This is a genomic window from Roseovarius conchicola, assembly GCF_041403425.1.
GTDB lineage: Bacteria > Pseudomonadota > Alphaproteobacteria > Rhodobacterales > Rhodobacteraceae > Roseovarius > Roseovarius conchicola.
Genome location: NZ_JBGEHK010000004.1, coordinates 409,696 through 432,347 on the forward strand (window position 1 = coordinate 409,696; position 22,652 = coordinate 432,347).

General features: G+C 58.5%; 26 protein-coding genes and 1 tRNA gene. 13 read left to right on the top strand and 14 right to left on the bottom strand.

Annotated features, from left to right (window positions below):
- Positions 1 to 17: 17 nt before the first annotated feature.
- Positions 18 to 1,001 (bottom strand): methylmalonyl Co-A mutase-associated GTPase MeaB, encoded by a 984-nt coding sequence (meaB, locus tag V6N02_RS14150; protein ID WP_371226298.1) that lies wholly within the window; start codon positions 999 to 1,001, stop codon positions 18 to 20.
- A gap of 105 nt (positions 1,002 to 1,106) precedes the next feature.
- On the opposite strand from meaB, the gene hrpB reads away from it, so the two are divergent.
- Entirely contained in the window at positions 1,107 to 3,527 is a 2,421-nt protein-coding gene (gene hrpB / locus V6N02_RS14155) for an ATP-dependent helicase HrpB (protein ID WP_371226300.1), read from the top strand.
- A 134-nt stretch (positions 3,528 to 3,661) separates the two neighbouring features.
- Here hrpB and V6N02_RS14160 read toward each other — a convergent pair whose 3' ends face one another.
- Complete coding sequence (locus V6N02_RS14160; protein WP_371226302.1) at positions 3,662 to 4,639, bottom strand: sterol desaturase family protein; 978 nt, start codon at positions 4,637 to 4,639, stop codon at positions 3,662 to 3,664.
- A 94-nt stretch (positions 4,640 to 4,733) separates the two neighbouring features.
- On the opposite strand from V6N02_RS14160, the gene V6N02_RS14165 reads away from it, so the two are divergent.
- Positions 4,734 to 5,666 (top strand): LysR family transcriptional regulator, encoded by a 933-nt coding sequence (locus tag V6N02_RS14165; protein ID WP_371226304.1) that lies wholly within the window; start codon positions 4,734 to 4,736, stop codon positions 5,664 to 5,666.
- Between the two features lie 6 nt (positions 5,667 to 5,672).
- Here V6N02_RS14165 and V6N02_RS14170 read toward each other — a convergent pair whose 3' ends face one another.
- The 3 genes from V6N02_RS14170 to ubiA are packed head-to-tail and all read right to left on the bottom strand — an operon-like array spanning position 5,673 to position 8,943.
- Positions 5,673 to 5,999 (bottom strand): hypothetical protein, encoded by a 327-nt coding sequence (locus V6N02_RS14170; RefSeq protein ID WP_371226306.1) that lies wholly within the window; start codon positions 5,997 to 5,999, stop codon positions 5,673 to 5,675.
- The gene (locus tag V6N02_RS14175) at positions 5,986 to 7,917 is read right to left on the bottom strand and encodes an OmpA family protein (protein WP_371226308.1); all 1,932 of its coding nucleotides are present in this window, start codon (positions 7,915 to 7,917) and stop codon (positions 5,986 to 5,988) included. The genes V6N02_RS14170 and V6N02_RS14175 overlap by 14 nt, the downstream gene beginning before the upstream one ends.
- Before the next feature lie 60 nt (positions 7,918 to 7,977).
- On the bottom strand, positions 7,978 to 8,943 hold the full coding sequence (gene ubiA / locus V6N02_RS14180; RefSeq protein WP_371226310.1) for a 4-hydroxybenzoate octaprenyltransferase: 966 nt from the start codon (positions 8,941 to 8,943) through the stop codon (positions 7,978 to 7,980).
- Positions 8,944 to 8,955: 12 nt separating this feature from the next.
- Between ubiA and V6N02_RS14185 the strand changes: the two genes are divergently transcribed.
- Genes V6N02_RS14185 through V6N02_RS14195 form a run of 3 tightly spaced genes read left to right on the top strand, consistent with a single transcriptional unit; the run spans position 8,956 to position 10,837 of the window.
- Complete coding sequence (locus V6N02_RS14185; RefSeq protein WP_371226312.1) at positions 8,956 to 9,681, top strand: 16S rRNA (uracil(1498)-N(3))-methyltransferase; 726 nt, start codon at positions 8,956 to 8,958, stop codon at positions 9,679 to 9,681.
- Entirely contained in the window at positions 9,678 to 10,319 is a 642-nt protein-coding gene (locus V6N02_RS14190; RefSeq protein ID WP_371226314.1) for a hypothetical protein, read from the top strand. Before V6N02_RS14185 ends, V6N02_RS14190 begins: the two co-directional genes overlap by 4 nt.
- Positions 10,316 to 10,837 (top strand): hypothetical protein, encoded by a 522-nt coding sequence (locus V6N02_RS14195; protein ID WP_371226315.1) that lies wholly within the window; start codon positions 10,316 to 10,318, stop codon positions 10,835 to 10,837. Before V6N02_RS14190 ends, V6N02_RS14195 begins: the two co-directional genes overlap by 4 nt.
- Before the next feature lie 36 nt (positions 10,838 to 10,873).
- On the opposite strand, the gene V6N02_RS14200 is transcribed toward V6N02_RS14195, so the two are convergent.
- Positions 10,874 to 11,425: a hypothetical protein gene (locus V6N02_RS14200; RefSeq protein ID WP_371226317.1), complete on the bottom strand. Its 552-nt coding sequence runs from the start codon at positions 11,423 to 11,425 to the stop codon at positions 10,874 to 10,876.
- Between the two features lie 280 nt (positions 11,426 to 11,705).
- Here V6N02_RS14200 and V6N02_RS14205 point away from each other — a divergent pair, with 280 nt between their 5' ends.
- On the top strand, positions 11,706 to 13,076 hold the full coding sequence (locus V6N02_RS14205; protein WP_371226319.1) for a glutamate--cysteine ligase: 1,371 nt from the start codon (positions 11,706 to 11,708) through the stop codon (positions 13,074 to 13,076).
- A 51-nt stretch (positions 13,077 to 13,127) separates the two neighbouring features.
- Positions 13,128 to 13,472, top strand: coding sequence for a VOC family protein (locus tag V6N02_RS14210; protein ID WP_371226321.1), 345 nt, complete (start codon positions 13,128 to 13,130; stop codon positions 13,470 to 13,472).
- Positions 13,473 to 13,479: 7 nt separating this feature from the next.
- Here the strand turns inward: V6N02_RS14210 and V6N02_RS14215 are convergent, their stop codons facing one another.
- Genes V6N02_RS14215 through V6N02_RS14235 form a run of 5 tightly spaced genes read right to left on the bottom strand, consistent with a single transcriptional unit; the run spans position 13,480 to position 16,127 of the window.
- On the bottom strand, positions 13,480 to 14,286 hold the full coding sequence (locus V6N02_RS14215) for a fatty acid desaturase (protein WP_371226323.1): 807 nt from the start codon (positions 14,284 to 14,286) through the stop codon (positions 13,480 to 13,482).
- Between the two features lie 58 nt (positions 14,287 to 14,344).
- Positions 14,345 to 14,704, bottom strand: a complete 360-nt coding sequence (locus tag V6N02_RS14220; RefSeq protein WP_371226325.1) for a hypothetical protein — start codon at positions 14,702 to 14,704, stop codon at positions 14,345 to 14,347.
- Between the two features lie 16 nt (positions 14,705 to 14,720).
- On the bottom strand, positions 14,721 to 15,161 hold the full coding sequence (locus tag V6N02_RS14225; protein WP_371226327.1) for a hypothetical protein: 441 nt from the start codon (positions 15,159 to 15,161) through the stop codon (positions 14,721 to 14,723).
- Positions 15,162 to 15,173: 12 nt separating this feature from the next.
- Entirely contained in the window at positions 15,174 to 15,569 is a 396-nt protein-coding gene (locus V6N02_RS14230) for a hypothetical protein (RefSeq protein WP_371226329.1), read from the bottom strand.
- A gap of 24 nt (positions 15,570 to 15,593) precedes the next feature.
- On the bottom strand, positions 15,594 to 16,127 hold the full coding sequence (locus tag V6N02_RS14235) for a GbsR/MarR family transcriptional regulator (RefSeq protein ID WP_371226331.1): 534 nt from the start codon (positions 16,125 to 16,127) through the stop codon (positions 15,594 to 15,596).
- A gap of 161 nt (positions 16,128 to 16,288) precedes the next feature.
- Between V6N02_RS14235 and V6N02_RS14240 the strand changes: the two genes are divergently transcribed.
- The 6 genes from V6N02_RS14240 (at position 16,289) to V6N02_RS14265 (ending at position 19,432) form a co-directional block, all read left to right on the top strand.
- Positions 16,289 to 17,173: a carbon-nitrogen hydrolase family protein gene (locus tag V6N02_RS14240; protein WP_371226333.1), complete on the top strand. Its 885-nt coding sequence runs from the start codon at positions 16,289 to 16,291 to the stop codon at positions 17,171 to 17,173.
- A gap of 81 nt (positions 17,174 to 17,254) precedes the next feature.
- A complete protein-coding gene (infA, locus tag V6N02_RS14245) occupies positions 17,255 to 17,473 on the top strand; it encodes a translation initiation factor IF-1 (protein ID WP_007205486.1) in 219 nt (72 codons plus the stop codon).
- Between the two features lie 13 nt (positions 17,474 to 17,486).
- Positions 17,487 to 18,065 carry a Maf family protein gene (locus tag V6N02_RS14250; RefSeq protein WP_371226336.1) on the top strand — a complete coding sequence of 193 codons (579 nt, stop codon included), beginning with the start codon at positions 17,487 to 17,489 and terminating at the stop codon, positions 18,063 to 18,065.
- The gene (locus V6N02_RS14255) at positions 18,062 to 19,087 is read left to right on the top strand and encodes a ribonuclease E/G (RefSeq protein WP_371226338.1); all 1,026 of its coding nucleotides are present in this window, start codon (positions 18,062 to 18,064) and stop codon (positions 19,085 to 19,087) included. The genes V6N02_RS14250 and V6N02_RS14255 overlap by 4 nt, the downstream gene beginning before the upstream one ends.
- Positions 19,084 to 19,275: a DNA gyrase inhibitor YacG gene (locus V6N02_RS14260; RefSeq protein WP_371226340.1), complete on the top strand. Its 192-nt coding sequence runs from the start codon at positions 19,084 to 19,086 to the stop codon at positions 19,273 to 19,275. The genes V6N02_RS14255 and V6N02_RS14260 overlap by 4 nt, the downstream gene beginning before the upstream one ends.
- Before the next feature lie 82 nt (positions 19,276 to 19,357).
- Positions 19,358 to 19,432: transfer RNA gene (locus V6N02_RS14265), tRNA-Phe, on the top strand.
- A 74-nt stretch (positions 19,433 to 19,506) separates the two neighbouring features.
- Here V6N02_RS14265 and V6N02_RS14270 read toward each other — a convergent pair.
- The 3 genes from V6N02_RS14270 to V6N02_RS14280 are packed head-to-tail and all read right to left on the bottom strand — an operon-like array spanning position 19,507 to position 21,695.
- On the bottom strand, positions 19,507 to 20,208 hold the full coding sequence (locus tag V6N02_RS14270; RefSeq protein ID WP_371226342.1) for a DedA family protein: 702 nt from the start codon (positions 20,206 to 20,208) through the stop codon (positions 19,507 to 19,509).
- Positions 20,205 to 20,795 carry a hypothetical protein gene (locus V6N02_RS14275; protein WP_371226344.1) on the bottom strand — a complete coding sequence of 197 codons (591 nt, stop codon included), beginning with the start codon at positions 20,793 to 20,795 and terminating at the stop codon, positions 20,205 to 20,207. Before V6N02_RS14275 ends, V6N02_RS14270 begins: the two co-directional genes overlap by 4 nt.
- A gap of 21 nt (positions 20,796 to 20,816) precedes the next feature.
- Positions 20,817 to 21,695, bottom strand: a complete 879-nt coding sequence (locus tag V6N02_RS14280) for a hypothetical protein (RefSeq protein WP_371226346.1) — start codon at positions 21,693 to 21,695, stop codon at positions 20,817 to 20,819.
- Positions 21,696 to 22,652 lie beyond the last annotated feature (957 nt).

The window sequence follows — 22,652 nt, forward strand, 5'->3', positions numbered from 1 at the left end:
GCGAACAAATCCGCTTGTCACGCAGTTTCAATACCCAATGTCTGTAACAGGTTTTTGGCGGCCGCTGCCGGGGTCATCTTGCCCTCGGCGACAGCGGTGCTTTTCGCCGCCATCTCGGTCCTGGCCTGCGCTGTGTCCAGCCGTGCCAACAAGGCCTGCCGCACCTCCTGTTCAAACCAGTAACGCGCCTGATCTGCGCGACGACCCTCAAAATGCCCATGCTCACGCCGCCACTTGGTCAATGCCTGCATCTCGTCCCAGGCGGTTTGCAATCCATCCTCTTCCAGCGCCGAAACGGTCATCGCCTTGGGGTATCCTTCGGGGTCTTGAGGGCGTTTGCGCAAGAGCCTCAGCGCCCCGGCATAATCCGCACAGGTGCGCATCGCGGCCGCTTTCAGATCGCCATCGGCCTTGTTGATCAGGATCAGATCGGCCATTTCCATGATGCCGCGCTTCACACCCTGCAATTCGTCGCCCCCAGCAGGGGCCAGCAGCAGGATGAACAGGTCCGACATTTCGGCCACAACGGTTTCGGATTGGCCGACACCCACGGTTTCAATCAGCACCACGTCAAAGCCCGCCGCCTCGCATAAGGCCACCGCCTCGCGGGTCCGTCTGGCTACGCCACCCAGATGCGACTGGCTTGGGGAAGGGCGGATAAACGCATTCGGATCACGGCTGAGCCGGTCCATGCGTGTCTTGTCGCCCAGAATAGAGCCCCCAGACCGGGCCGAACTGGGATCAACCGCCAGCACAGCCACACGCAACCCTTGCGCGGTCAGCATCATGCCAAAGCTTTCGATGAAGGTGGATTTGCCCACTCCCGGCGTGCCGCTCAGACCGATGCGAATGGCCTGCCGACCGGATGCTTTCAATCGCTCGCTCAACTCGGCGGCCAGTGCCCGGTGATCGGCGCGCGCACTTTCAATCAGGGTGATCGCACGCGCCAAAGCCCGACGCTCCCCTGCCAAAACCCGCTCACTCAGCTGCTCGATATCCATCGCCACGTGCCCCGTTCTGTCTATCTGTCTTCATGCCTTGCGCGCCTGTCGAATGTCCAGCCCCCGCTCTTTCCAATTGTTCCCGCAAAATCCATAACAGCAGGTGTGAGCGAGACACTTCCCATCCACAGCGTGACCCCAGCGCTGATCGACGCCCTGCGCCGCCATGGCCGCGCCGTGCTGCAAGCGCCACCGGGTGCGGGCAAAACAACGGTCGTACCGTTGGAGATGCTAAAGGCAGAGTTAACCAAGGACCGCATTCTTATGCTGGAGCCGCGCCGACTGGCAGCGCGCGCCGCGGCGGAACGCATGGCCGAAACACTTCGGGAATCCGCCGGGCAAACCGTGGGCTATCGTGTGCGCGGCGAAGCGAAGATCAGCAAGGCCACGCGGATCGAGGTGGTCACCGAGGGAATATTGACCCGAATGATCCAATCTGATCCGGAACTCAGCGGGATCGGTGCAGTCATTTTCGATGAATTCCACGAACGCTCGCTGAATGCCGATCTGGGGCTGGCCTTGTGCCTCGAAATCGCAGGCGCGCTGCGCGAGGACCTGATCTTGCTGGCCATGTCTGCCACGCTGGACGCCGAACCCGTCGCGGCGTTGATGAACGCTCCGATCCTGACCTCTGAAGGCCGCGCCTTTCCGGTCGAAACCCGCTGGCTGCCACGCCCCTTGCGCAAGGAAACACGGTTTGATCAGGCGGTTACTGACCTCACTGTTCAGGCAGTATCCGAGACAACGGGCGGCGTTCTGGTCTTCCTGCCGGGCGAGGGTGAGATCAGGCGCACCGAGGCGGTGCTCAAAGCCCGCCTGTCTGATGATTGCCATATCCATCCCCTGTTCGGCGCCATGCCTTTTGCCGCACAGCGCGCGGCCATCCAGCCTGCGCAAAAGGGCCGCAAGATCGTGTTGGCCACGTCGATCGCTGAAACCTCGCTGACCATTCAGGATATCCGGGTGGTGGTGGATGGCGGCAAATCCCGGCGCGCGCGGTTCGATCCCGGGTCGGGCATGTCGCGGTTGGTGACGGAACCTGTCACCCGCGCCGAAGCCACGCAACGCATGGGCCGCGCGGGCCGTGTGGCGCCGGGGACGTGTTATAGGCTTTGGACCAAGGGCGAGGAGGGCGCGTTGCAGGCCTTTCCTCCGGCCGAGATCGAGGCGGCTGATCTGGCGGGACTTGTTCTGGAACTGGCTTTGTGGGGGGCAAGCCCGGATGATCTTGCTTTTCTGACCCCACCCAACCCTGGCTCTTACGGCGAGGCACAGGCGCTGCTGAAGATGCTGGGCGCTTTGGATGCGGCGAACCGGATCACTGATCATGGCAAGCAACTGGCCGCTTTGCCGCTGCATCCGCGACTGGCCCATATGCTGACCCTTGCAGGGCCGGACGCCGCGCCACTGGCCGCCCTGCTGGCAGATCGCGATCCGATGCCGCGCGGTGAGCCAGTTGACCTGACCTTGAGGATGAAAGCGCTGCGCACGCCCCCGCCCGAGGCAAATCGCGGCGCAATTGAGCGGATCCGGCAAGAGGCCAAACGCCTTGCCAAGCAAGCGCGCGGCTCTGGCGGGTATTCTGCCGCTGAAATGGCGGCCCTGGCCTATCCGGATCGTATCGGTCTGCGCCGTAAGGGCGATGCGCCGCGTTTTGTATTATCCGGTGGCAAAGGGGCGGTGCTGCCCGAAGGTGACCCGTTGATCAATACCCGCCTGATCGTGGCAACCGATCTTGATGGCAACCCGCGCGAGGCCCGTATTCGACAGGCAATCGCCCTGAGCGAAAGCGAGCTGCGCCATCTGTTTGCCAATCAAATCGCTTGGGTCGATCTCTGCCAGTGGGACAAGCGTGACCGGCGGGTCACCACGCGGCGGCATGAACGCTTTGGCGCACTCACCCTGGATGATCGGATCTGGAAGGACGCACCCTCTGAGGAGGTGGCCCGCGCGATGCTGGACGGGGTGCGCGATCTGGGGCTGAACTGGTCCGACCCTGCGCGGCGGTTCGTGGCCCGCGTGGCACTGGTCCGCGAGGCAGGCGACAATCTGCCGGATATGTCGGAAGAGGCATTGTTGGAGAATTTGGAAGATTGGCTTTTGCCCTACTTGAAAGGCGTGAAAACCGCGCAGGATTGGAAACGGTTCGAGATGCTGGACGCCCTGCGCGCGCGGCTGAACTGGGACCAGATGCAAGTGCTGGATACCCGTGCGCCAGCGCAATTCACGACGCCACTGGGGCGCAGGATTCCGATTGATTACTCCGGGGACCACCCCGAGATCAGCCTGCGTCTACAGGAAATGTTTGGTCAAACCACACATCCGGTTGTGGGCAAAACCCCGCTGCGAGTGACCCTGCTGTCCCCTGCTGGACGGCCGGTACAAACCACGCTCGACATCCCCGGGTTCTGGGCGAATTCCTACGCAGATGTGCGCAAGGACATGCGCGGGCGTTATCCCAAACATCCCTGGCCCGAGGACCCCACCGAGGCCGATCCGACCCTGAGGGCCAAACCGAGGCGTTAGGTCGGGCATTGTCTGCCCCCGGGATGGTGATCCTAACGGGGATTTGGGACCACTTTGTCCCAGCCAAATCGCCAGCCCTGGCAGGGGGCTGACGATGCCCGGCGGCTTCGCCTTGATTCCGGGCGTGGAGTACCTTAACGCTGTTGTCCGCGCCGTCCCTTCAACCGCTCATGGGCCTCGATTGTGCCGTCATGAAACGTGCCAAACCACTTGTCACAGGGCACTTCCAAGTTGCCGTAATTCACCTCGAAATAGCGGTGGTGCATCTGGTGGTGGAACGTCCCCAGCGCCAGATCGGCCTGGTCTCCGAACAGCAGCTTTTCATAGCCCGTATGCGAGGTCGATGCGCGCAGGCACAGGTTTTGCATCATGAACAGGATATGAAGCGGGTGCGCAGGCAGGATCATGTGTATCAGCACTGGCGAGAGGAACCCGATATGCTCAATCGGGTGCATAGACATGCCCGACCACGGCCCCACATTCACGTTACGATGATGCAGCGAATGCACGGCCTTATAGAGCGGGCGCCAATGCAGAAGCCGATGAATCCAGTAGAAATGAAAGGACAGCCACAGCGGTGTCAGCACAAACCATAGCGCAAACCACACCGGGTTTTCGGACGGCAACAGAACCGGGAACCAGCCATTGGCCATGCCCCAGAACATCAACACCTCGTAGGCTGTCCAGACGGTCACGCCGCTGGCAAGGGTCCAGAACATATTGTCGCGCACCTGCCCACCAAAATCGAACTGCTTGCCTTTTCGCATCAATTCGCGCGGGTCGTATTTCAGCCGCTCCCCCTGCCCCCGACGCATGTAGAAATACCAGTGCAGGCCACCGGCCACGAGGCTCATCAACACCATGTTGCGCAGCCAGATCGCGCCGATCCAGCTCCAATGCAGCGTTTGCATTGTCTCCAATGCGGGCTGGAAGAACAGGTAGCAGATCAGAGCAATCCCAAGGATCAGCAGGTTTTCCGTGAAACTCAGCCAGCGCACCGCCAGCCAGCGTCCCATCCGGCGCGGATCGGGCGGCCAGCTGAAGAAAGGCGAGACCTGAATAGGCACATCCGGCACATGGCTCCAGCCGGGTAGTTTGGGTGTGTCTGACATGGTCGCGTCCTCCTGCGCAGATCATCGCATGAATCCTTTCATTGGAAAAATAGAATTAAATGTGATTTATCATCTGAAAAACTGAGGATTCATCATGTCTACTCCCCTGCGCCTTTCGCTTAAGACGCTGCGCGCCTTTGCGGTGACGGTGGAACATGGCTCGATCACGCGGGCGGCGGCCGAGTTGAACACCGCCGCCTCGGCCATCGCCGCGGCACTGGATCAGGTCGAGGCCGAGTTTGGAGCCGCCCTTGTGGTGCGCACCCGGGCGCGCGGCATTGCCGCCACCGCCGAAGGGCGCGCCATGGCCGCGCAGTTTCAGGCATTGCTGGATCAATATGCCCATATCCTTGAAGAGGGGCGCGCCTTGTCTCAGACCCTCTCGGGCACCTTGCGCATTGGCTATTATGCGCCCGTGGCGCCCGCTTTTCTGCCGGCTGTGATCGGGCCGCTGATGGCGGGCAACCCGGGGCTGACCCTGACCTTGCACGAACATGACAATGACAGTGCCCAGACCGCCCTGCTGGCCGGGCAGTTGGATGTGATCCTGTTTGCCGGGCAGGATTTGCGGCGGGGCATCACCACCACGCATCTGCTTGACCTGCCGCCCTATTTGCTGAGCCCGGCAGACCATCCGCTGGCCAAGCATGCGCCGGTCAGCCTTGAGCAAATTGCAGAAGAACCGCTTGTGGTGCTGGATCGCCCCCTTGCGCGTCCTTACGTGGATGGGCTGTTTCGCGATGCGGGCCTGACGCCCCATATTGCCGCCTCGGCGGACAGTATCGAGATGGTGCGCGCCATGGTCGGGGCCGGGGCGGGCCTGGCCATTCTGGGGATGCGCCCGCTGATCGGGATCAGCTATGGCGGCCATGCTCTGGCCTGCACCCCCCTGGCACCGGGGTTGCCATCTCTGCAACTGTTGGCGGGTCATGTCACAGCACAGCCACGCAAGCTGGTAGAGGCCTTTCTGGAGGCGCTCACGACGTGGATGGCATCAGATGCCGCACGCCCGCTGACGGTGTGTTAAGGGGCCTTAGCCCGCCTGGCGCTTTTCCAGTTCAACGCGCATCTGTTCGGCCTCGTAGCGAGCCTCGCGCAGACCATCCATCGTGGCCGACAACTCGGCCTCTGTCTGGCTCAGCTGATTGGTCAGCTCGGCCTCGCGCTGTTGCAGATAGGTGATCGCCTGATCGCGGGTTTCCTCGGCCTCGTGCAGCTCTTGCGCCATGCGCTCAAGCTCGCCCACATCCGAGCCAGAGACCCGGATGAACCGATGCACCAGCCAATTGGCGAACCAGCCCATGCAGAACGCCACAAACAGGACAATGGCCGTTGCAATGATAAACTCAGTTCTGTTCATCGGGGCTGTCTTCTTCCTGCGTTTCAGGGTCTGCCGCACTCTCGGCAGGCTCGGTCCCTTCATCTACCGGTTGCGCGAGGCTTTCAAGCGTTGTTTCTTCATCTACGATCGGTTCCGGGCGTACCAGCTTGAATTCGATACGCCGGTTCGCCTCGCGGCCTTCCTCAGTATCATTATCCGCGATGGGAACACTTTCGCCATAGCCCTTGGCGCGGATGGATGAGGTCAGGACACGGCGTACGCGCAGCTCGTTCAGAACGGCGCGGGCGCGTTCGAGGCTCAGTTGCTCATTCATCACCTCGCGGCCCTGACTGTCGGTATGGCCGCCGATAATCATGCGTATCTCGCCGCATTTTTTCAGGATTTCGGCAATGTCATCCATGATTGCGGCGCCATTCTCATCAATCGTCGAAGATCCGGGTTCAAAGCTGATCTTGCGGCCAATCTGCACCTCAGCGATCAGTTGTTCGCATTCATCCGGCGTGGGGATACCGGCCACCGGATCAAGCGCCTTTTGATAAGTGACGTCGATCTCGAACTGTTTGCCTTCACCCAGCTTGTCCGACAGGAAACCAGCGATCTGCTGGCTGGCATCAGGCCGCCCGGTATTGCCACTGACGCGGATCAGATCGGGGGTCACCATCACGGCGCCGTTTGACAGATACGCCAGCGCCTCAAGCCCTGCCAGCACGCGCAGAGGCCAGCGGCCCGGCAACCCCTCGGCCACGCGCACGGTGGTGTGCACCGCATCCGAGGTAAACCGCGCCTTGGCAAAGCTGTCAGCGGTTTCGCGCATCACTTCGCTACCCACCCGGCCCCGCAGTTGCACCAATCCTTCGGGGGACAGCGTGGCGACAAATTCAGGGATATCGACTGTCGCATTTTCAGGGGCTGGCAGCACCGCATGCAAGGCAAATACTTCGGGCAGTGCCGTATCGAGTTTGCCAACAACAAAATCGAACGCATTCTGCGGCGTGCCTTGGGCCGCCACCAGCGAGATGTCAGCATCCGAGAAGGTCACGCTGCCACCGCCCAGTTCGCCCAAGGCGGCAATCGCCTGCGAGGCGGCCTGTCCCCATTGCGGCGACGGTACGCCAAGGCCGATCACGCAATCGGTTTTCTTGGTCAACCCGGCCTTGCCCGCAGCGTCAAGTATCTGCTTGCGCGCCTCGTCGGTATCGGCAGAGCAGGCATCAAAATTGCCCTCTCCATCCTCGATGGTATAGCGCAGCGTGAAGGGTGTGATCACCGGGCGGGGCGCCGAGATTTCAAGGCCCAGCCGCACCCCGTCGGGAACATTACGGGCAAGGGCCACTTCCATCTGGCGTTTTTCCTCGAGGCTTTCAGTCATGGCCTTCACGACAACCCGCCGGGCATCCACCGAAATCTTGGTGCGCGGCAGTCTCTTGAGCGAATTGATGGCGTAGTCCAACGCCGCATCCCATGTTTCAGGCTCGGGATAGTCGGCAGTTTCCAACAGATCAGCCACGGATTTGCCACCCGCCGCCTCCTGGATTTCGGCAACCAGAGCCTCGCGATCATTCGCGGCAGGGATCAGGCCAATCACGGAAATCCCGCTGTCATTGCGCAGGATTTCAACGGAAAACCGCGGCGGGGCGATATCGGCTGTATCCTCGACCAGCATCTGGTCGATGACGCGGGCGGCATCGACAACAGTGCCCGCAACGGACAGCGCCTTGAAGCGGCGGGCCTCGGTGGGGGCCTCGCCGGCAAGGAACACCTGCAGTCCGCTGGCATCCACCTCGGCCCATGTCAGGCCTTGTTCATCCAGCGTATCGCGCACGGATTGGCGGGAATGGTCCTCGATCACGGTGACCGAAAAACGGGCCGCCAATAGGCAAAGTGCTGCTGCAGCGACAAAGACGCCAATGATCGCAAACACCGAAGAAAGACGCATGACGGGGGCCGTGAGTTATTGCACTTGGACTGTCTTAGGCCCTTGCCCTCGCGAGTGCAATCACAGCAACAGGGCGATGGCAAAAAACGGCAGGGGCAACAGCCCTGCATCCCGGTTGGACCGGAAGGTGCGCAACAGCCCCGCGCCATCGTCCGTGTCCAGCCCACGCATCTGCCAGACCATATGCGCGCCCATGGTCCAAGGCCCCAGAAGCGCGATCAGCACCGCCAGCGGATGCCCTCCCTTAGCCGCCAGGATGACCGCCAGCCCCAGAAGAGACACGGTGACCACGAGGAACCGTTTCAGCCATTTGCCGGTGTCTTTCCCGAACAAGAGCGCGGTGGATTTCACCCCGATCAATGCATCGTCCTCGGCGTCCTGATGGGCATAGATCGTGTCATAGAACATGGTCCACGCAATCCCCGCTAGGTAAAGCAGCACGGCAGGCCAGCCCAGGCTGCCCGTATGCGCCGTCCAGGCCAGCAACGCGCCCCAGTTGAAGGCCAGCCCCAGAAACGCCTGGGGCCACCATGTGAACCGCTTGGCGAACGGGTAAATGCAAACCGGTAAAAGTGACAAAACACCCAGCGCGATCGCGGCCCAGTTGAAGGTCAGCAGGATACAGAACGCCAGCAGCGCCTGTATCACCAGCCATGCCAGTGCCTGTTTGGTGGTCACCTGCCCCGACGGAATGGGACGCGACGCGGTACGGGCCACCTTTCCGTCAATATGTCGGTCGGTGATATCATTCCACGTACAGCCTGCTCCGCGCATCAGAAACGCCCCAATCGCGCAGCCGACGAAAATCCACAGATCGAACCAGCGCGCCTGCCCATCCTGCACCATCGCAAGGGTCAACCCCCACCAACAGGGTAGCAGCAGCAACCATGTGCCAATCGGGCGGTCCGCCCGGGACAGTCGCAGATAGGGGCGCGTCCACGCCGGGGCGGTGTGATCCACCCAATTGCCCTTATACGCATCCGCCACCCGGCCTTCGGCCTCTGGTGTCTGGTTGTCGGCGGTCATATGTTGCCCCTCATGAAGGATACAAACGTCAGGCTGTATGTAGATCACCCATTGGGGCAAGGGCAATCGGTTCCGCTCGGCCGGGATCAGGCGCATTACCTGTTCGGGGTGATGCGGCTGGGGGTGGGCGATACGATCCTGCTGTTCAACGGCAAGGATGGCGAATGGCGCGCCAGTATCGCCGAGGCAGGCAAACGCGCCGGGGTCCTGACGCCGGAAACGCGGACCGGGCCGCAACAAGATCCGCCTGACCTGTGGCTGCTTTTCGCGCCTATCAAGAAGGCCCGCACCGATTTTATCGTCGAGAAAGCCGCCGAGATGGGAGCCGCGCGTATCTGCCCGGTACAAACCGCCTTCACCAATTCCGAACGGATCCGGCAGGATCGCTTGCAAGCTCATGCCGTGGAGGCGGCGGAGCAATGCGGAGGCACGTTTGTGCCCGAGGTGGCGGATCTTGCCAAATTCTCCAGGCTTTTGGAGAACTGGCCCGAGAATCGTCGGCTGATGTTCTGCGACGAAGCCCTCGCCGGGGCCGCCCAGACACTGGGCGCGGTGGGTGGGGATAAATGGGCTATCCTGATCGGTCCCGAAGGCGGGTTTTCCGACGCTGAACGCGATGCGTTGAATGCCATGAAGAACGCCCATCCTGTCTCGCTCGGCCCACGTATCCTGCGCGCCGACACCGCCGCCGTGGCCGCGATGACCGTCTGGCAACAAGCCCTGGGGGATTGGGGATGAGCGCGGACCCCACCCTTCGGCTGCACCTGTTCTTTGCCAAGGACAACGACCGCGCCGTGATCCTGCGCCAAGGGCCGTCCAAGCTGTTTCGGATGATCCTGTGGTATCGCGACAGTGATCGCTTTGAGGATGGCCAATGGTTGAAACACAAGGTCTATGTTGACCGTTGCAGCCTGTCGCCGGACGGGAAGCACTTCCTGTTTTTCGCGCTGGATGGGAAATGGGGCAGCGCGGCCAAAGGCAGTTACACCGCCATCTCGCAGCCCCCCTATTTCACCGCTCTAGTCCTGCACCCACAGGGCGACACATGGGGTGGCGGTGGCGCGTTCATCAGCAACACCCGCTATGTGGTGGATGGGTGTGACGCCAAAAACGTTATGGACCATTCCACAGGGCTGAAACGTGTTCAGCGCAAAGAGCCATCGCCGTTGTCTTTGCAAATCCCCGACGCCGAAGCATTGCGCGAGGCGCATCTGCAACAGATTGCGAATCTGGGATACCGCACCGAAGGTGCCTGTCTCTATCGCCGCGCGGACAATTCCCTGATCCGCGACTTCACCGACATGTCCTTCGAGCCAATCAAGGCACCCTATGATATGCGCTCCGGATGGCACCCGGCCGACAGGGATTTAACATGAGCTTCGTGCGCCCCGAAGCCACCGCAGCGCTGATGCGCTGGCGCGAGATCTATGTGGGCGGGTTCGTTTTGCTTGTCGGGGTGTGGTGGGTCTTTGGCCTGAGCGGGCTGATGCCCTATCTGGGCAGCGCGATGATGATTATCGGCGGCATCCTAATTGTCATCGGCTTTCAACGCGGGCGTTTTCGCGTGCCCGGGGATGGCCCCGGCCTTGTGCGTGTGACCGAGGATCAGATCGCCTATTTCGGGCCGTTGACCGGCGGGGTCGTGGCGCTGTCTGATTTGACCCGCCTGCAAATTCAGGCTGATGGCAAACCGGCCCACTGGGTGCTGTCGCAGCCGGGACAACCCGACCTGTTCATCCCCACGACGGCAGATGGCGCCGAGGCGCTGTTTGACGCTTTTGCCCGCCTGCCGGGCCTGCGCACAGAACAGATGCTGACGCGGATGAAGACGCCCTCACCGGGCAGCGCGACAATCTGGGAACGCAGCGTCCCTGTCCGAAAACGCCTGCACTGAGTCAAGGCAAGCGGCCTGTGCCGTCATCTTAGACCTTCAAAACAGATCGCCCTCTTGGGGATTCCTCACCCAGTATCGCAGCAGCTTGCGATACCGTTTCTTGTCTTTCAAATCGTCATTCTGCGTGAAAAGACTGGTCGCCTGCTGACCTTGACTGGTGTTTATCTCGGTGGTCACATTCTCCTCCACCTGTTTCAGCACAATCCCTTTTGAAAACACCGAGTCGACGCGCCGCAACTGATTGACAAGGGTCTCGGTCAGTTGGCGGTCAATCAACATCATTTCGAAAAGGTTCGAGGACATGCGCTTGCTGAACCCGCTAACAACCACGCTCTGGCCCTTCCGGTTGGCCTCCAACGCGATCCTCAGGTCCTCATTACTGACCTTTCGCAGATTTCTTTGCGTATAGACCACATCCAGCTTGCGGGATTTCGTGGTGTTAGATTTTGATTTCTTTGATGACTTGTCGTCGGCTTCGCGACCGCCTCCGCCACCGGCCTGCGCGATACCCGGCATTGCCAGGGCCACGATGGCAGCCCCCACCACCTGGCGTCGTGTCACGCCATCGTGATTGTTCCCAATCCCCATCCGAAATTCCTTCCCCTACATTCGTTCCAACTGAACTGGCTGGCCCGGAAAAGCAAATCACCTGAAAAAAATCTATGCAACTCGGCAATATGCACTCATACAAGGCCGTCCCCTGACCTCCGCGCGCAGCTGTAATGTCTGCACCAAGCGCGGTCGGCGCTTCACCATCGCCCACTCTTCAACCTGCGTCAACCAGACGCAGGCCACCCGATGCCAAGGCTTGACACCCCGCGCCATCCGCTTCACCACTCGCGGACCTTAAAAGCGCGAGGGCAAGCCCATGTCGATCCCACAATCCGGCGGCGGACCAATCGAAGATCATGCCCAACTGGCGGGCTATCTGGAAAGCGGCTGTAAACCGCGCGATGAATGGCGCATTGGCACCGAGCATGAGAAGTTCGGCTATTGTAAAGATACGCTGAAACCGATCCCCTATGAGGGCGAACGCTCGGTTCTGGCTGTGCTGACGGGCCTTCGGGATGCCCATGGCTGGGCCCCTGTGGAAGAGGCGGGCAAGCTGATCGGCTTGGAAAAAGACGGTGCGAATGTCAGCCTCGAACCCGGTGGACAGCTGGAACTGTCGGGCGCCCCGCTGGAAAACATTCATCAGACCTGCGACGAGGTGAACGTCCATCTGGCCGATGTGAAGGACATCGCCGACAAGGTAGGCGTTGGTTTTATCGGGCTGGGGGCGGCACCGGTCTGGCGGCATGAGGACATGGATCAGATGCCCAAGGGCCGCTACAAGCTGATGACCGACTATATGGACCGCGTCGGCACCATGGGGAAATCCATGATGTATCGCACCTGCACCGTGCAGGTGAACCTAGATTTCGGGTCCGAGGCCGACATGGTCAGGAAATTCCGTGTAGCCCTTGCTCTGCAGCCCGTGGCGACCGCGCTTTTTGCCAATTCGCCCTTCTTTGAAGGGGTTCCCAACGGCCATAAATCCTGGCGCAGCCGGGTGTGGCGCGATCTGGACAGTTCCCGGACCGGCATGTTGCCGTTCGTCTTCGAAGACGGGTTCGGGTTTGAGGCCTATGCCGATTACGCACTCGATGTGCCGATGTATTTCGTTTATCGCGATGGCGAATATATCAACGCTTTGGGCATGTCCTTCCGGGATTTCCTGAAGGGCGAATTGCCCGCTCTGCCCGGCGAAAAGCCAACCCTGTCAGACTGGGCCGATCACCTGACCACGATTTTCCCCGAGGCGCGCATCAAGAAGTTCATGGAGATGCGCGGTGCCGATGGTGGCCCATGGCGTCGCCTGTGTGCGCTGCCGGCATTCTGGACAGGGTTGATGTACGATCAGGGCGCGCTGGATGCGGCGTGGGATCTGGTGAAAGGCTGGGATGCCCCAACCCGCGAAGCGTTGCGCATCGCCGCAAGCGAAAGCGCGCTGCAGGCACAGGTGAATGACATCAACATGCATGATCTGGCCCGCGAGGTACTGGCCCTTTCCGAGGCCGGGTTGAAGGCCCGCGCTTGCGAAGGGGCTGGCGGTCTGGTCCCGGACGAGACACACTTCCTCAACGCCCTGATGGAAAGTGTCGACAGCGGCAAGGTGCCCGCCGATGAGCTTCTGGAATGTTACCACGGGGCCTGGAATGGCGATCTGAGCCGGATTTACGCCGAGTATTCATACTAGGCTTTCTGGCTGATACAGTTCTTCGGGCCCAGTTTGCACTGCGAGGACCCGATGAAAATTGCGCAACCAACCCCGGAACTGCCCGTTCGTGACGTGGCCAAGGCGCAGGTGCATTACCGCGACCGGTTGGGGTTCAAGATCGAATGGTACAGCGATGAAGGCCGTATCGGCGCAGTATCACATGGTCCCTGCGCGATCTTTTTTCGTGAGACCGAAGGCGAAATTCACCCCTGTACCTTCTGGGTTTTCACCCACGACATCGACGCCGCCTATGAAGACCTTCAGCAACGCGGTGCCCATATATTCGAGCCGATCGCGAATACCGAGTGGGGATTGCGCCAGTTTGCCGTGCGCGATCTCAATGGGCATGTGTTCTACCTCCATCACGACCTCTAGGGAGGCCCTAACCCCAGTCCAGCGTCGGCATCACGGGTTGTCTTGTCCTGGCATATCCGGGGACATCCCTGTCTAGTCTTGCGGCCAGTACCGGCAAACGATGCACCGGCACCTTCGGGAACAGGTGGTGTTCCCGGTGATAAAACATCAGGTAGGCCACCCGTGCCAGCGGTCCCCTCTGACTGCGCCCGGCCACGCCGGTATGAGCCGTGCCCTGATGGGTGATCCACACAGCGAAGAAGGCGGTCAGGCATTGCGCCGTGGCCATGGCCGCCAGATGCAGCATCAGGAACCACTGCCCGCTGAGCAGGATCATCGCCACCACGGCCACAACCCCGATCCAGTCGATCAGCACCAGACGCCGCCACTTGGGTGACCCGCTGCGCCACGCAGCAAGGTTCAGATCGACCGGAAACCGCGGGCCATAGAGCAGCACCTGACCGGCACTCATATGGCTGCACTTGCCCTCGTGATCCTCGGGACCCATGGCGTGTTTGTGGTGCTTGAGATGACAATACGCATCCGCATGGTTTGACCCGCACATCAATGCGCTTAACACATGCATGACCCGGTTGTCGCCGCGCCGGGACAGGCCCAGATTGCCATGGATCGCCTCGTGGTTCAGCCGCAGCGCGCAAAGGAAAAACATGAAGCTGGCCAACGGCCCGGCCATCCAAAGCGGGCTGGCATAGAGCACCAGCGACAGCGACAGCCATGGCAGGGGCAACAACAACTCGTGGAGTGTCCGCGCCGGGGTCATGCCGGTCAGGTCATGCCATTTGACGCCTTTCGGGGTGGGCTCTTGGGGGCACATGGTCTGTCCTCTCTGTTCAAGGAAAGGCCGGGCCTTCTGTGGGTCCGGCCCTGTTGCCTTAGCCGACACTGGGTTCTGCACGCGGTGGCGATGCTGGTTCACCGCCCTGCGCCACGGCCCGCAGGATGGTGATCGCGTGAGAGAACCCGAGCCCCAGACAGATCGCAGCCAATCCCAAGGCAGCCATCAGTGCCAAAGCCGCGTCATTTCCGAGAAGCGGCAGGACACCGGCGATTAACAAGACACCCCCTGCGCCGATGGCACTGAACCCGGTGGCGACAGTCACAGCCGCCGAACGGATCACCGGCCCGCGTTTGGGGCAACCCGCCAGCATGGTGCCGATCTTGAGGATCATGTTGGCCAGCACAATCAGACCAGCCAGGGAAGTCAGAGTGTAAGTTGCAAGAACAAGTAACATGATGAGGTCTCCTTTCTCATACGAATTGGGCAAAGAACGGGCGGCGCATTCGGCGATAAAGCACTGCAAATACGGCCGACCAAAGCGGCGCAAAAACCGAACCGAACAGCAGGTAGAACATGGCCGTTCCGGACGGATCGCGCGCGCCCGTTGCAAGGCCGAACAGGTAGACACCCGCGCAGATCACCAGATTGGCAGTAAAGCCAAGGGCGGCAATTTCACTTACCTTCGGGGGATGGCGTGCCAACCACCACAACAGGACAGGGGTGGCCGCTGCCAGGTAGATGGGACCGCCAAACAGCAAGGCGAACACCGGGATAAACAAGATCCAGAACGTGGCCCCTGCCACCATGATCGGTGCCGCCACAAGGGCCACGAAAAAGCCGACCGGGTCGATCATATAGCTTCTGCGTTCTGCAACGTTTCTAAAGCCGAGTTTGCCAACAGAACCTGCCATCACAGTTCCTCCTTATCGATCAAAAATCCAATACAAGACCCCGAACGCTGCTCCCCAAAGCGGCGCGAATATGCTGCCCATGCTGAGGTTTAACTCGACTTGTTGCGTGGTCAGGTTCATCCCAATTTGGCGGGCGATATCCAGTGAGGGGTGAAAGGCAATAATGTTCACGCAAAGGAGCAAGAGGCCCGTCAGTATTGCGTTGGCCGGGAACACAAGAAGATAGAGAAACAGGACCGGACCGCCAAAAACCAGGTAAGGAAGGTATCCCATTGGCACCGCGACGACGGGTATCAGATATATCCAAAATATCGGCAAGGCGGCTGCCAGTGGCGCCAACAACAAAGCTCCGGTAAAGGCGGCGATGTTGAGATTGCCGATTTTCACTATTCCAGTTTCTTCTGTCATGAGAGAAATCCTTAGTTAAAATTTTTAGCGAGTTTTGCCCTTCGGCAGCAGCTTGGCGATGCGACCACCCATTTTCAGCAGGGCCATCTGCACCCCGCGCGGCATTTGCGACATCTCCTTGTACCAGCCATCGAACATCTCCATCGTCTCCAGCGTTTCGGAAATCCGGGCCTTGATGTTGGCGGGTGTCTTGTCGGCCTCGGCCTCTTTCGCGACCTCGTGCAATGCGGCCAACGTGGGCGCATATTCCCGCTCACGCCGCCCTTCGATAACAATGTTGACCAGATCGAACATGTCGCGGACCGAAGTGAAGTGATCACGCCGGTCACCCAGCTGGCGGCTGACCTTGACCAGCTTCCAGCTTTGCAATTCCTTCAGCCCGTTTGACACGTTCGAGCGGGCCAAGTTCAGCGTCTCGCAAATCTCATCCGCGGTCATCGGATCGGGCATCACATGCAACAAGGCATGGATTTGCGCGACACTGCGGTTCACCCCCCATTTCGCACCCATTTCCCCCCAATGGAGAATGAAGTTCTGTGTGGCGGGTGTAAGCTTCATCGGTCAATCCTGTATTTTCTGTAATGACAGAAATAACAGACACAGCCGTCAAGTCAAGCGATTCTCATTCGGCATTGCCCATTTTCGCGACCTACCCCATTTTGTACAAACTTCAGGACCCCTGTTTCCCATTTTGTACATGCCCGAAAGGCCCCTTCGACATGAAAATCGCAACCGCCGCCTACCCGCTTGACCCGCTAAGGTCCTGGGCCGACTACGCCGAAAAGATAGAAAGCTGGGTATCTGAGGCAGCCGAAAACGGTGCCGACCTTCTAGTCTTCCCCGAATATGGCGCAATGGAACTGGCCATGCTGGATGGGCCCGAGGTGGCGGCAGACATGGAACGCTCGCTGCGCGCGGTCTCGGCCCGGGTGCCGGACGCAGATGACCTGCACGCCGATCTGGCCGCCAAATACAATGTGCATCTCTGCGCCGGGTCCGCCCCGGTCTATGACGACGCTCTTAGCTCCCGACCCGTCAACCGCGCACGGCTGTTTGCGCCCACAGGCGGACGCGGTTTTCAGGACAAACAGATCATGACGCGCTACGAGCGTGATCCGATGGACATGGCCCCCTGCGCACCTCTGAAACTGTTTGACACGGACCTTGGCAAGATCGGCATCCTGATTTGCTATGACAGTGAATTTCCCTTGCTTGGCAGGGGCTTGTCCGAGGCCGACCTGCTTTTGGTGCCGTCCTGCACCGAGGCGCTGTCGGGCTATTGGCGGGTCAGGATCGGGGCGATGGCCCGCGCGCTTGAAAATCAATGCGTGTCGGTCATGGCCTCGCTGGTGGGAGAAGCGCCATGGACAGATGTGGCCGATATCACCACCGGCATGGGCGGGGTTTTCGGCCCGCCAGACACCGGATTTCCCGATACCGGCGTTCTGGGTATCGGCACATTGGGCCAACCCGGCTGGACCTACGCCACGGTCGATCCGGCGGCGATTGCCCATGTCCGCGCAGACGGACGCGTGCTGAACCGCGCCCATTGGGCCGAACAGCACGGGCGCGACACCACAGTCACATCTGAGACACTTCGCTGATTATCCCCTTGAAAACTTCGCCAAATAGGCTCATTTAAGCGGCGTCCCGCAACTGGCGGGGTGTGTAACAAAGGAGAGACCATGGCCAAGGAAGAACTGCTCGAATTCCCCGGTGTCGTGAAAGAACTCCTGCCCAATGCGACGTTCCGGGTCGAGCTTGAAAACGGCCATGAGATCATCGCACACACGGCAGGCAAAATGCGCAAGAACCGCATTCGCGTTCTGGCTGGCGACAAGGTGCAGGTCGAGATGACCCCCTATGATCTGACCAAGGGTCGGATCAACTATCGCTTTAAGTAAGTACCTGATCTAAATGGCTTTCATCCTCGGATCAGGAAGCCCGCGGCGGCAGGAATTGCTGACGCAGATTGGGGTAGTGGCGGATGATATCCGCCCGCCCGATATTGACGAGACCCCGCAAAAGGCCGAGTTGCCCCGCCCCTATTGCATCCGCATGGCGCTTGAAAAGGTGCAGGCGGTCAAGGCAGAGGCGGGTGATCTTGTTCTGGCGGCGGATACCACCGTCGCCCTTGGCCGACGTATTCTGGGCAAACCTCAGGATGCAGGCGAAGCAGCCGCGTTTTTGCATGCCATGTCCGGGCGACGCCACCGCGTGATCACCGCTGTTGCGGTGCGCCGGGGCGATCAGATCTGGCAGCGTGATGTCGTTACGACTGTAAAAATGAAGAACCTGTCGAATGAAGAAGTAAACGCCTATCTGGCGACGGATGACTGGCAAGGCAAGGCAGGTGGCTATGGCATTCAAGGGCCTGCGGGGGCCTTTGTCCCGTGGCTTCAGGGGTCGTTCACAGGCGTGGTCGGGTTACCCTTGGCCGAAACGGCGAACCTGCTGATCGCCGCCGGGCACCCGCTCTATAAGGACGCCTCATGAAGGGCCGCCAGATCATCCTTGATCACCTGAACGGCGCCGAAGCGGCGGCTCTGCTGGTCGATGGTCGCTTGCACGATCTGCTGATTAACGCTGATCAGCCACGACCCGGTGCCATTTATCGCGCCATTGCCAATCGCCCGATGAAGGGTCAGGGCGGGATGTTCGTGACCACGCCGGACGGCAACGCCTTCCTGCGTCAGATCAAAGGCCTGTCGCCCGGCCAGCCTATTCTTGTTCAGGTCACCGGTTATGCCGAACCTGGCAAAGCACTCCCTGTGACCGCGCGCATCCTGTTCAAAAGCCGTTATGCCATTGTCACACCCGAGGCACCCGGCCTGAATATCTCGCGCTCGATCCGTGACGATGATCTGCGCGATCAACTTCTGGCCATCGCCCATGACGAGATGTCGGAAAGTGAAATGGGCCTGATCCTGCGCTCGGCTTGTGCCGTGGCCGATCCGGATGACATTGCCGATGATGTCCGCGCCATGCACGATCTGGCCACGGCTGTTCTGGCTGATGCGGCGGGCGATGGCCCGGAAACGCTGACCGAGGGCGATGGCCCGCATATGCTGGCATGGCGTGAATGGTCGGATCCCGCCGATGTTGTCACCGACCCGGGCGGGTTCGAGGCGCTTGGTGTGTTGGATCAGATCGAAGAGCTGACCACAACGCATGTCGCCCTGCCCGGTGGCGGATCAATGTATATCGAACCCACCCGCGCCTTGGTTGCTGTCGACGTAAACACCGGAGGGGACACATCTATGGCCGCAGGATTGAAAGTGAACACTGCCGCGGCCAAGGACATGCCCAGACAATTACGGTTGCGGGGTTTGGGCGGGCAAATCACGCTCGATCTTGCCCCGATGCCCAAGAAGGACCGCAAGCTGTTCGAAACCGCGCTGAAATCTGCATTTCGCGGCGACAGCACTGACACCGCGCTGGCGGGCTGGACCCCTCTGGGCCATTATGAGATGCACCGCAAGCGAGACCGTATCCCCTTGAGCGAGTTGATGAAATGAGCTGTCCGATCTGTCAGAAAGAGACTCAGAAAGCGTTCCGCCCCTTCTGCTCCAGGCGCTGCGCGGATGTCGATCTGGGCAAATGGCTGTCCGGCGATTACGCCACGCCATCCCGCGACCCGGACGACATTGAACAAGCCTTTGATGCGATTGAAAAACTTTTAGATCAGGACCCCAAGCTGCATTAAAGACTTTTTTGCCAATACCCTCTGGACACATCCGCCCCCCTCGCCTAGAACGCCTGCACCCGAACGCCCCGGCGTTCCCCGTGCCCGGGTAGCTCAGGGGTAGAGCAGTGGATTGAAAATCCTCGTGTCGGTGGTTCGATTCCGCCCCCGGGCACCATTAAATCAAAGGCTTAGAGAGTGATAGAAATTACTAGGCTCATCATAGGCTCTCGAATTATTCTACTAGGCCAGTCAACGTGGGCTTTCTGATTGCAGCCAATTTAAACCTGCCAGTAATAAGCCCCAAACCATGAACGCTCCAAACACATACCAGTGCTGGCTAGTTGACGTGGCAGAAACCTCCGAAACAACAACAGAAATCAAGAATATCGCAAGTGGAGTCCAAAATAGAAGCGATATGATTGTTAACAAAGCCACGCGCAAATACTTGACCCCAGCGATTCCAGCGTGCGTCGCTACAAGCGCAAGAAAGTTTGGATGAAAACCAAACAGAAGGAACGACCAAACACCCCATCGCTCTTGCCAGCTTGCCGCCCTTTCCAAACCCTCGCGTCCGCCGATCCGTGCGAAAAGAGAGTAAAGCCCATACCTCCCAATAGCATAGTCAGCTGAAATACCAACAAATGCGCCGCATGCTACGACTATTGTCAGCTGACTTAAATTCCCCAAAGAACCGCCAATGGCCAAAACACTCAAAACAATTACCAATGAGCCGGGAAAATAGAAACTGAGCACAAAAAGCGACTCCAAAAGAGTTGCCAAGAACACCGCTGCAAAACCATACCGCTCGAAGGCGGTGCGAAGAAACTTCTGGATTTCAATAGGATCCGGAAAGTCTAGGGCGTAGTAAGTGACAGAAAACCCAAGGAACAAAAATCCAAGAATGAATGGGAATAGCCCTGGTCGAAAAAAACGGGCAACTTTCCAGATCATGGAAGAACTCTAACATTCAGTCCGAAAATGGTCAAAATCGCCACATATATTGCCATCCCCAAGCAGATAAATCGTGCTGTTAGTATGCGGTTCATTGGTGGCAATGTGATATCACCAAATACTGCGCGCCTGCGTTTACTGAATGATTCAACAACCGATGGGGCGCCAAGTGTCCCAGACAACAGGAGCCATAGTGTGACAATCCCCACCACGAAAACCTGTATCCCAATTGTATAGATTCGCAGAACATACCAGTCTGCAATCTCCAATGCGGGGGCATACACTATTCGGTAGTGCAGCAGCTTCCATAAGGCGATGTTAATACCAATCATCGAGGCGACCAAGGTATAGAAATGGATGCCGAACTCCATAATCGAGTACTCACTGTCGCCTTGCTCAATGTTTGCCAAGCGTTGAACTACTTCAGGCAACTCTGCAATTCGGTTTTTCCTTTTGAGACCATTGGCGGCCACTCGCACCTTGTTTAACGAAATCGTAAACAATACTGGTCCTAGGGCAATGAGCCAAATAACAGGGCTCGAAGCCAGAAACAAAATTAAACTGAGTATCAGTTCGTCTGTTTCCATATCGGCCTCATGAAAATGACTTTACGAGCCAATTGCGTACACTTCTATGCGTTGTTTAAGTTTCGCAATGTTTTGTTCAAGTTCTGGTCCTCCGATAGCCATAGATACCTCATTTTCTAGCTTTAACAGGTCGTCAGTTGCATAGACGATTGCGCTGAGGAAGTGGTAGAGTGGGGTACGGTCCCCTTCAAAACTCGCTAACTCATTCTTGAATGAATCTGCATTTTTTTGAATTAATCTCAGCAAATCTGCAAGTCGGCCACATTTCACAACTTTAGCGAGAATCTCGCTGTCAGACATTCCCTGATATTCTCGACACGAAATCGTGGTAGTAGCGCCGCGCCGACTGTCGGCAAAAACGTCCGTTAAATCATCCATGCATTGAACTGCAATTTGCAAGGCTTCTACAATAGACGCGTTTTCAGCACCGGCACCAAGTTCTCTTGAAATGGGTAACTCTAACAGCGCGTTCTTCTGAGCAGCCGATTGCAAAATCTGACTATAACTACAATTGTTTTCTAAACTGAGGAGTTGCCCAACAAGTGCTTTTCTTATGACGGATTCGGTTTTGGTGTTTCTTGGGTATGATAAGCGCCCTACGCGAGACGCGGCTACTACACTTAAAATCTGAACTGAGGCGACATTCTCTTGATTACTCTCGATTTCACCATCTTGGAGGTCGTCCATCAGTGAAGCCGCCAAATACAATAGAATCCACGCCGTATCGTACAGGGCGTCTTTTCCGCGGGAAGAGCGTCCCCTGAGAAATAGCGGAATGAGCTCGCTTAAGGTCGGCTTTGGGGCGCCAGCGAAGTACGAGCGAGCAAGTTCAGCCGCTACGGGAAAATCGTCAGCGATGTCTTTAACAGTCTGCTCTCTTAAGAGGATCCAACGTTTCACCTCAGCTCTACTTAGAAGGTAAGAAGGGTCTTCTATTGAGGTTCGTGCTTCATTTTCAACTATCATACGTTGGTTCACCCAGATTATAGCATAGTTCGGCTGCATGTTTTAACTATCTCGAATGCTCCGAACGTGTCCGTTGAAGAGATCATTAGCGTCAGCTTGCTTAAGTATCTGTCGAGGTTCAAGTTTATTTTGCGAGCTAAGAAAGACCAAAAGGTTGGCCCATATCGATGCAGAACCTCTACAACGAGCTTGGTAAACGTCGATTGTCTGACGTCAGCGCTGATCGGTCATTTTCGGGGGATTTGATCCGCACCTAGACAATTGTCGAACCATTAACAGGATAATACTGGAGCGGGCTGCCACATCTACTTCAGCACACATCGTTCAAGCAGCAACGATTGGGCATGGATGGTGTTTCTTTTCTCATAAAGTTCTGAAAGCCACCTGGTGGGTGCACCATACAAAACGTATTTTGACTAGCAGGCAGCGCATCAGTTCGAGCGATAGTCATCAGATTTGCTTGCTGCATTAAGTAGCTCAAACAAAGGCTGGATGAGCTGCATATCGTCCTGTGTAATACCCTGCCTGCTTCGGCCTCTATGTCGCTCTGGGGCACCACCACAAACACTTTAGCTTGACTAGCAGGCACAGTATTTGAGCTGGACTTTTCAACATATTTTAACGCTGTAGTCTGCTCATTCGAGCGTATTTCACGACACCCTTCTAGGAATCGAACTCTGAATAAGAAAAAACCGGTCCCGCAGGTCCGGCCTATTTGCGCTATTTATCGCGCTTTCTAAAATAAAGATAGACGCCACCCATTAGCATGATGGTGACAACCCACTCGAGTACTGCGTATGACATGGCCTAACCTCCTAGTTCGGCTTCCGATTGAGCCAGGCAAGGATTTGTTTTGTGCTGACACCCGCAGAATTCAGTGTGACGAGCCAA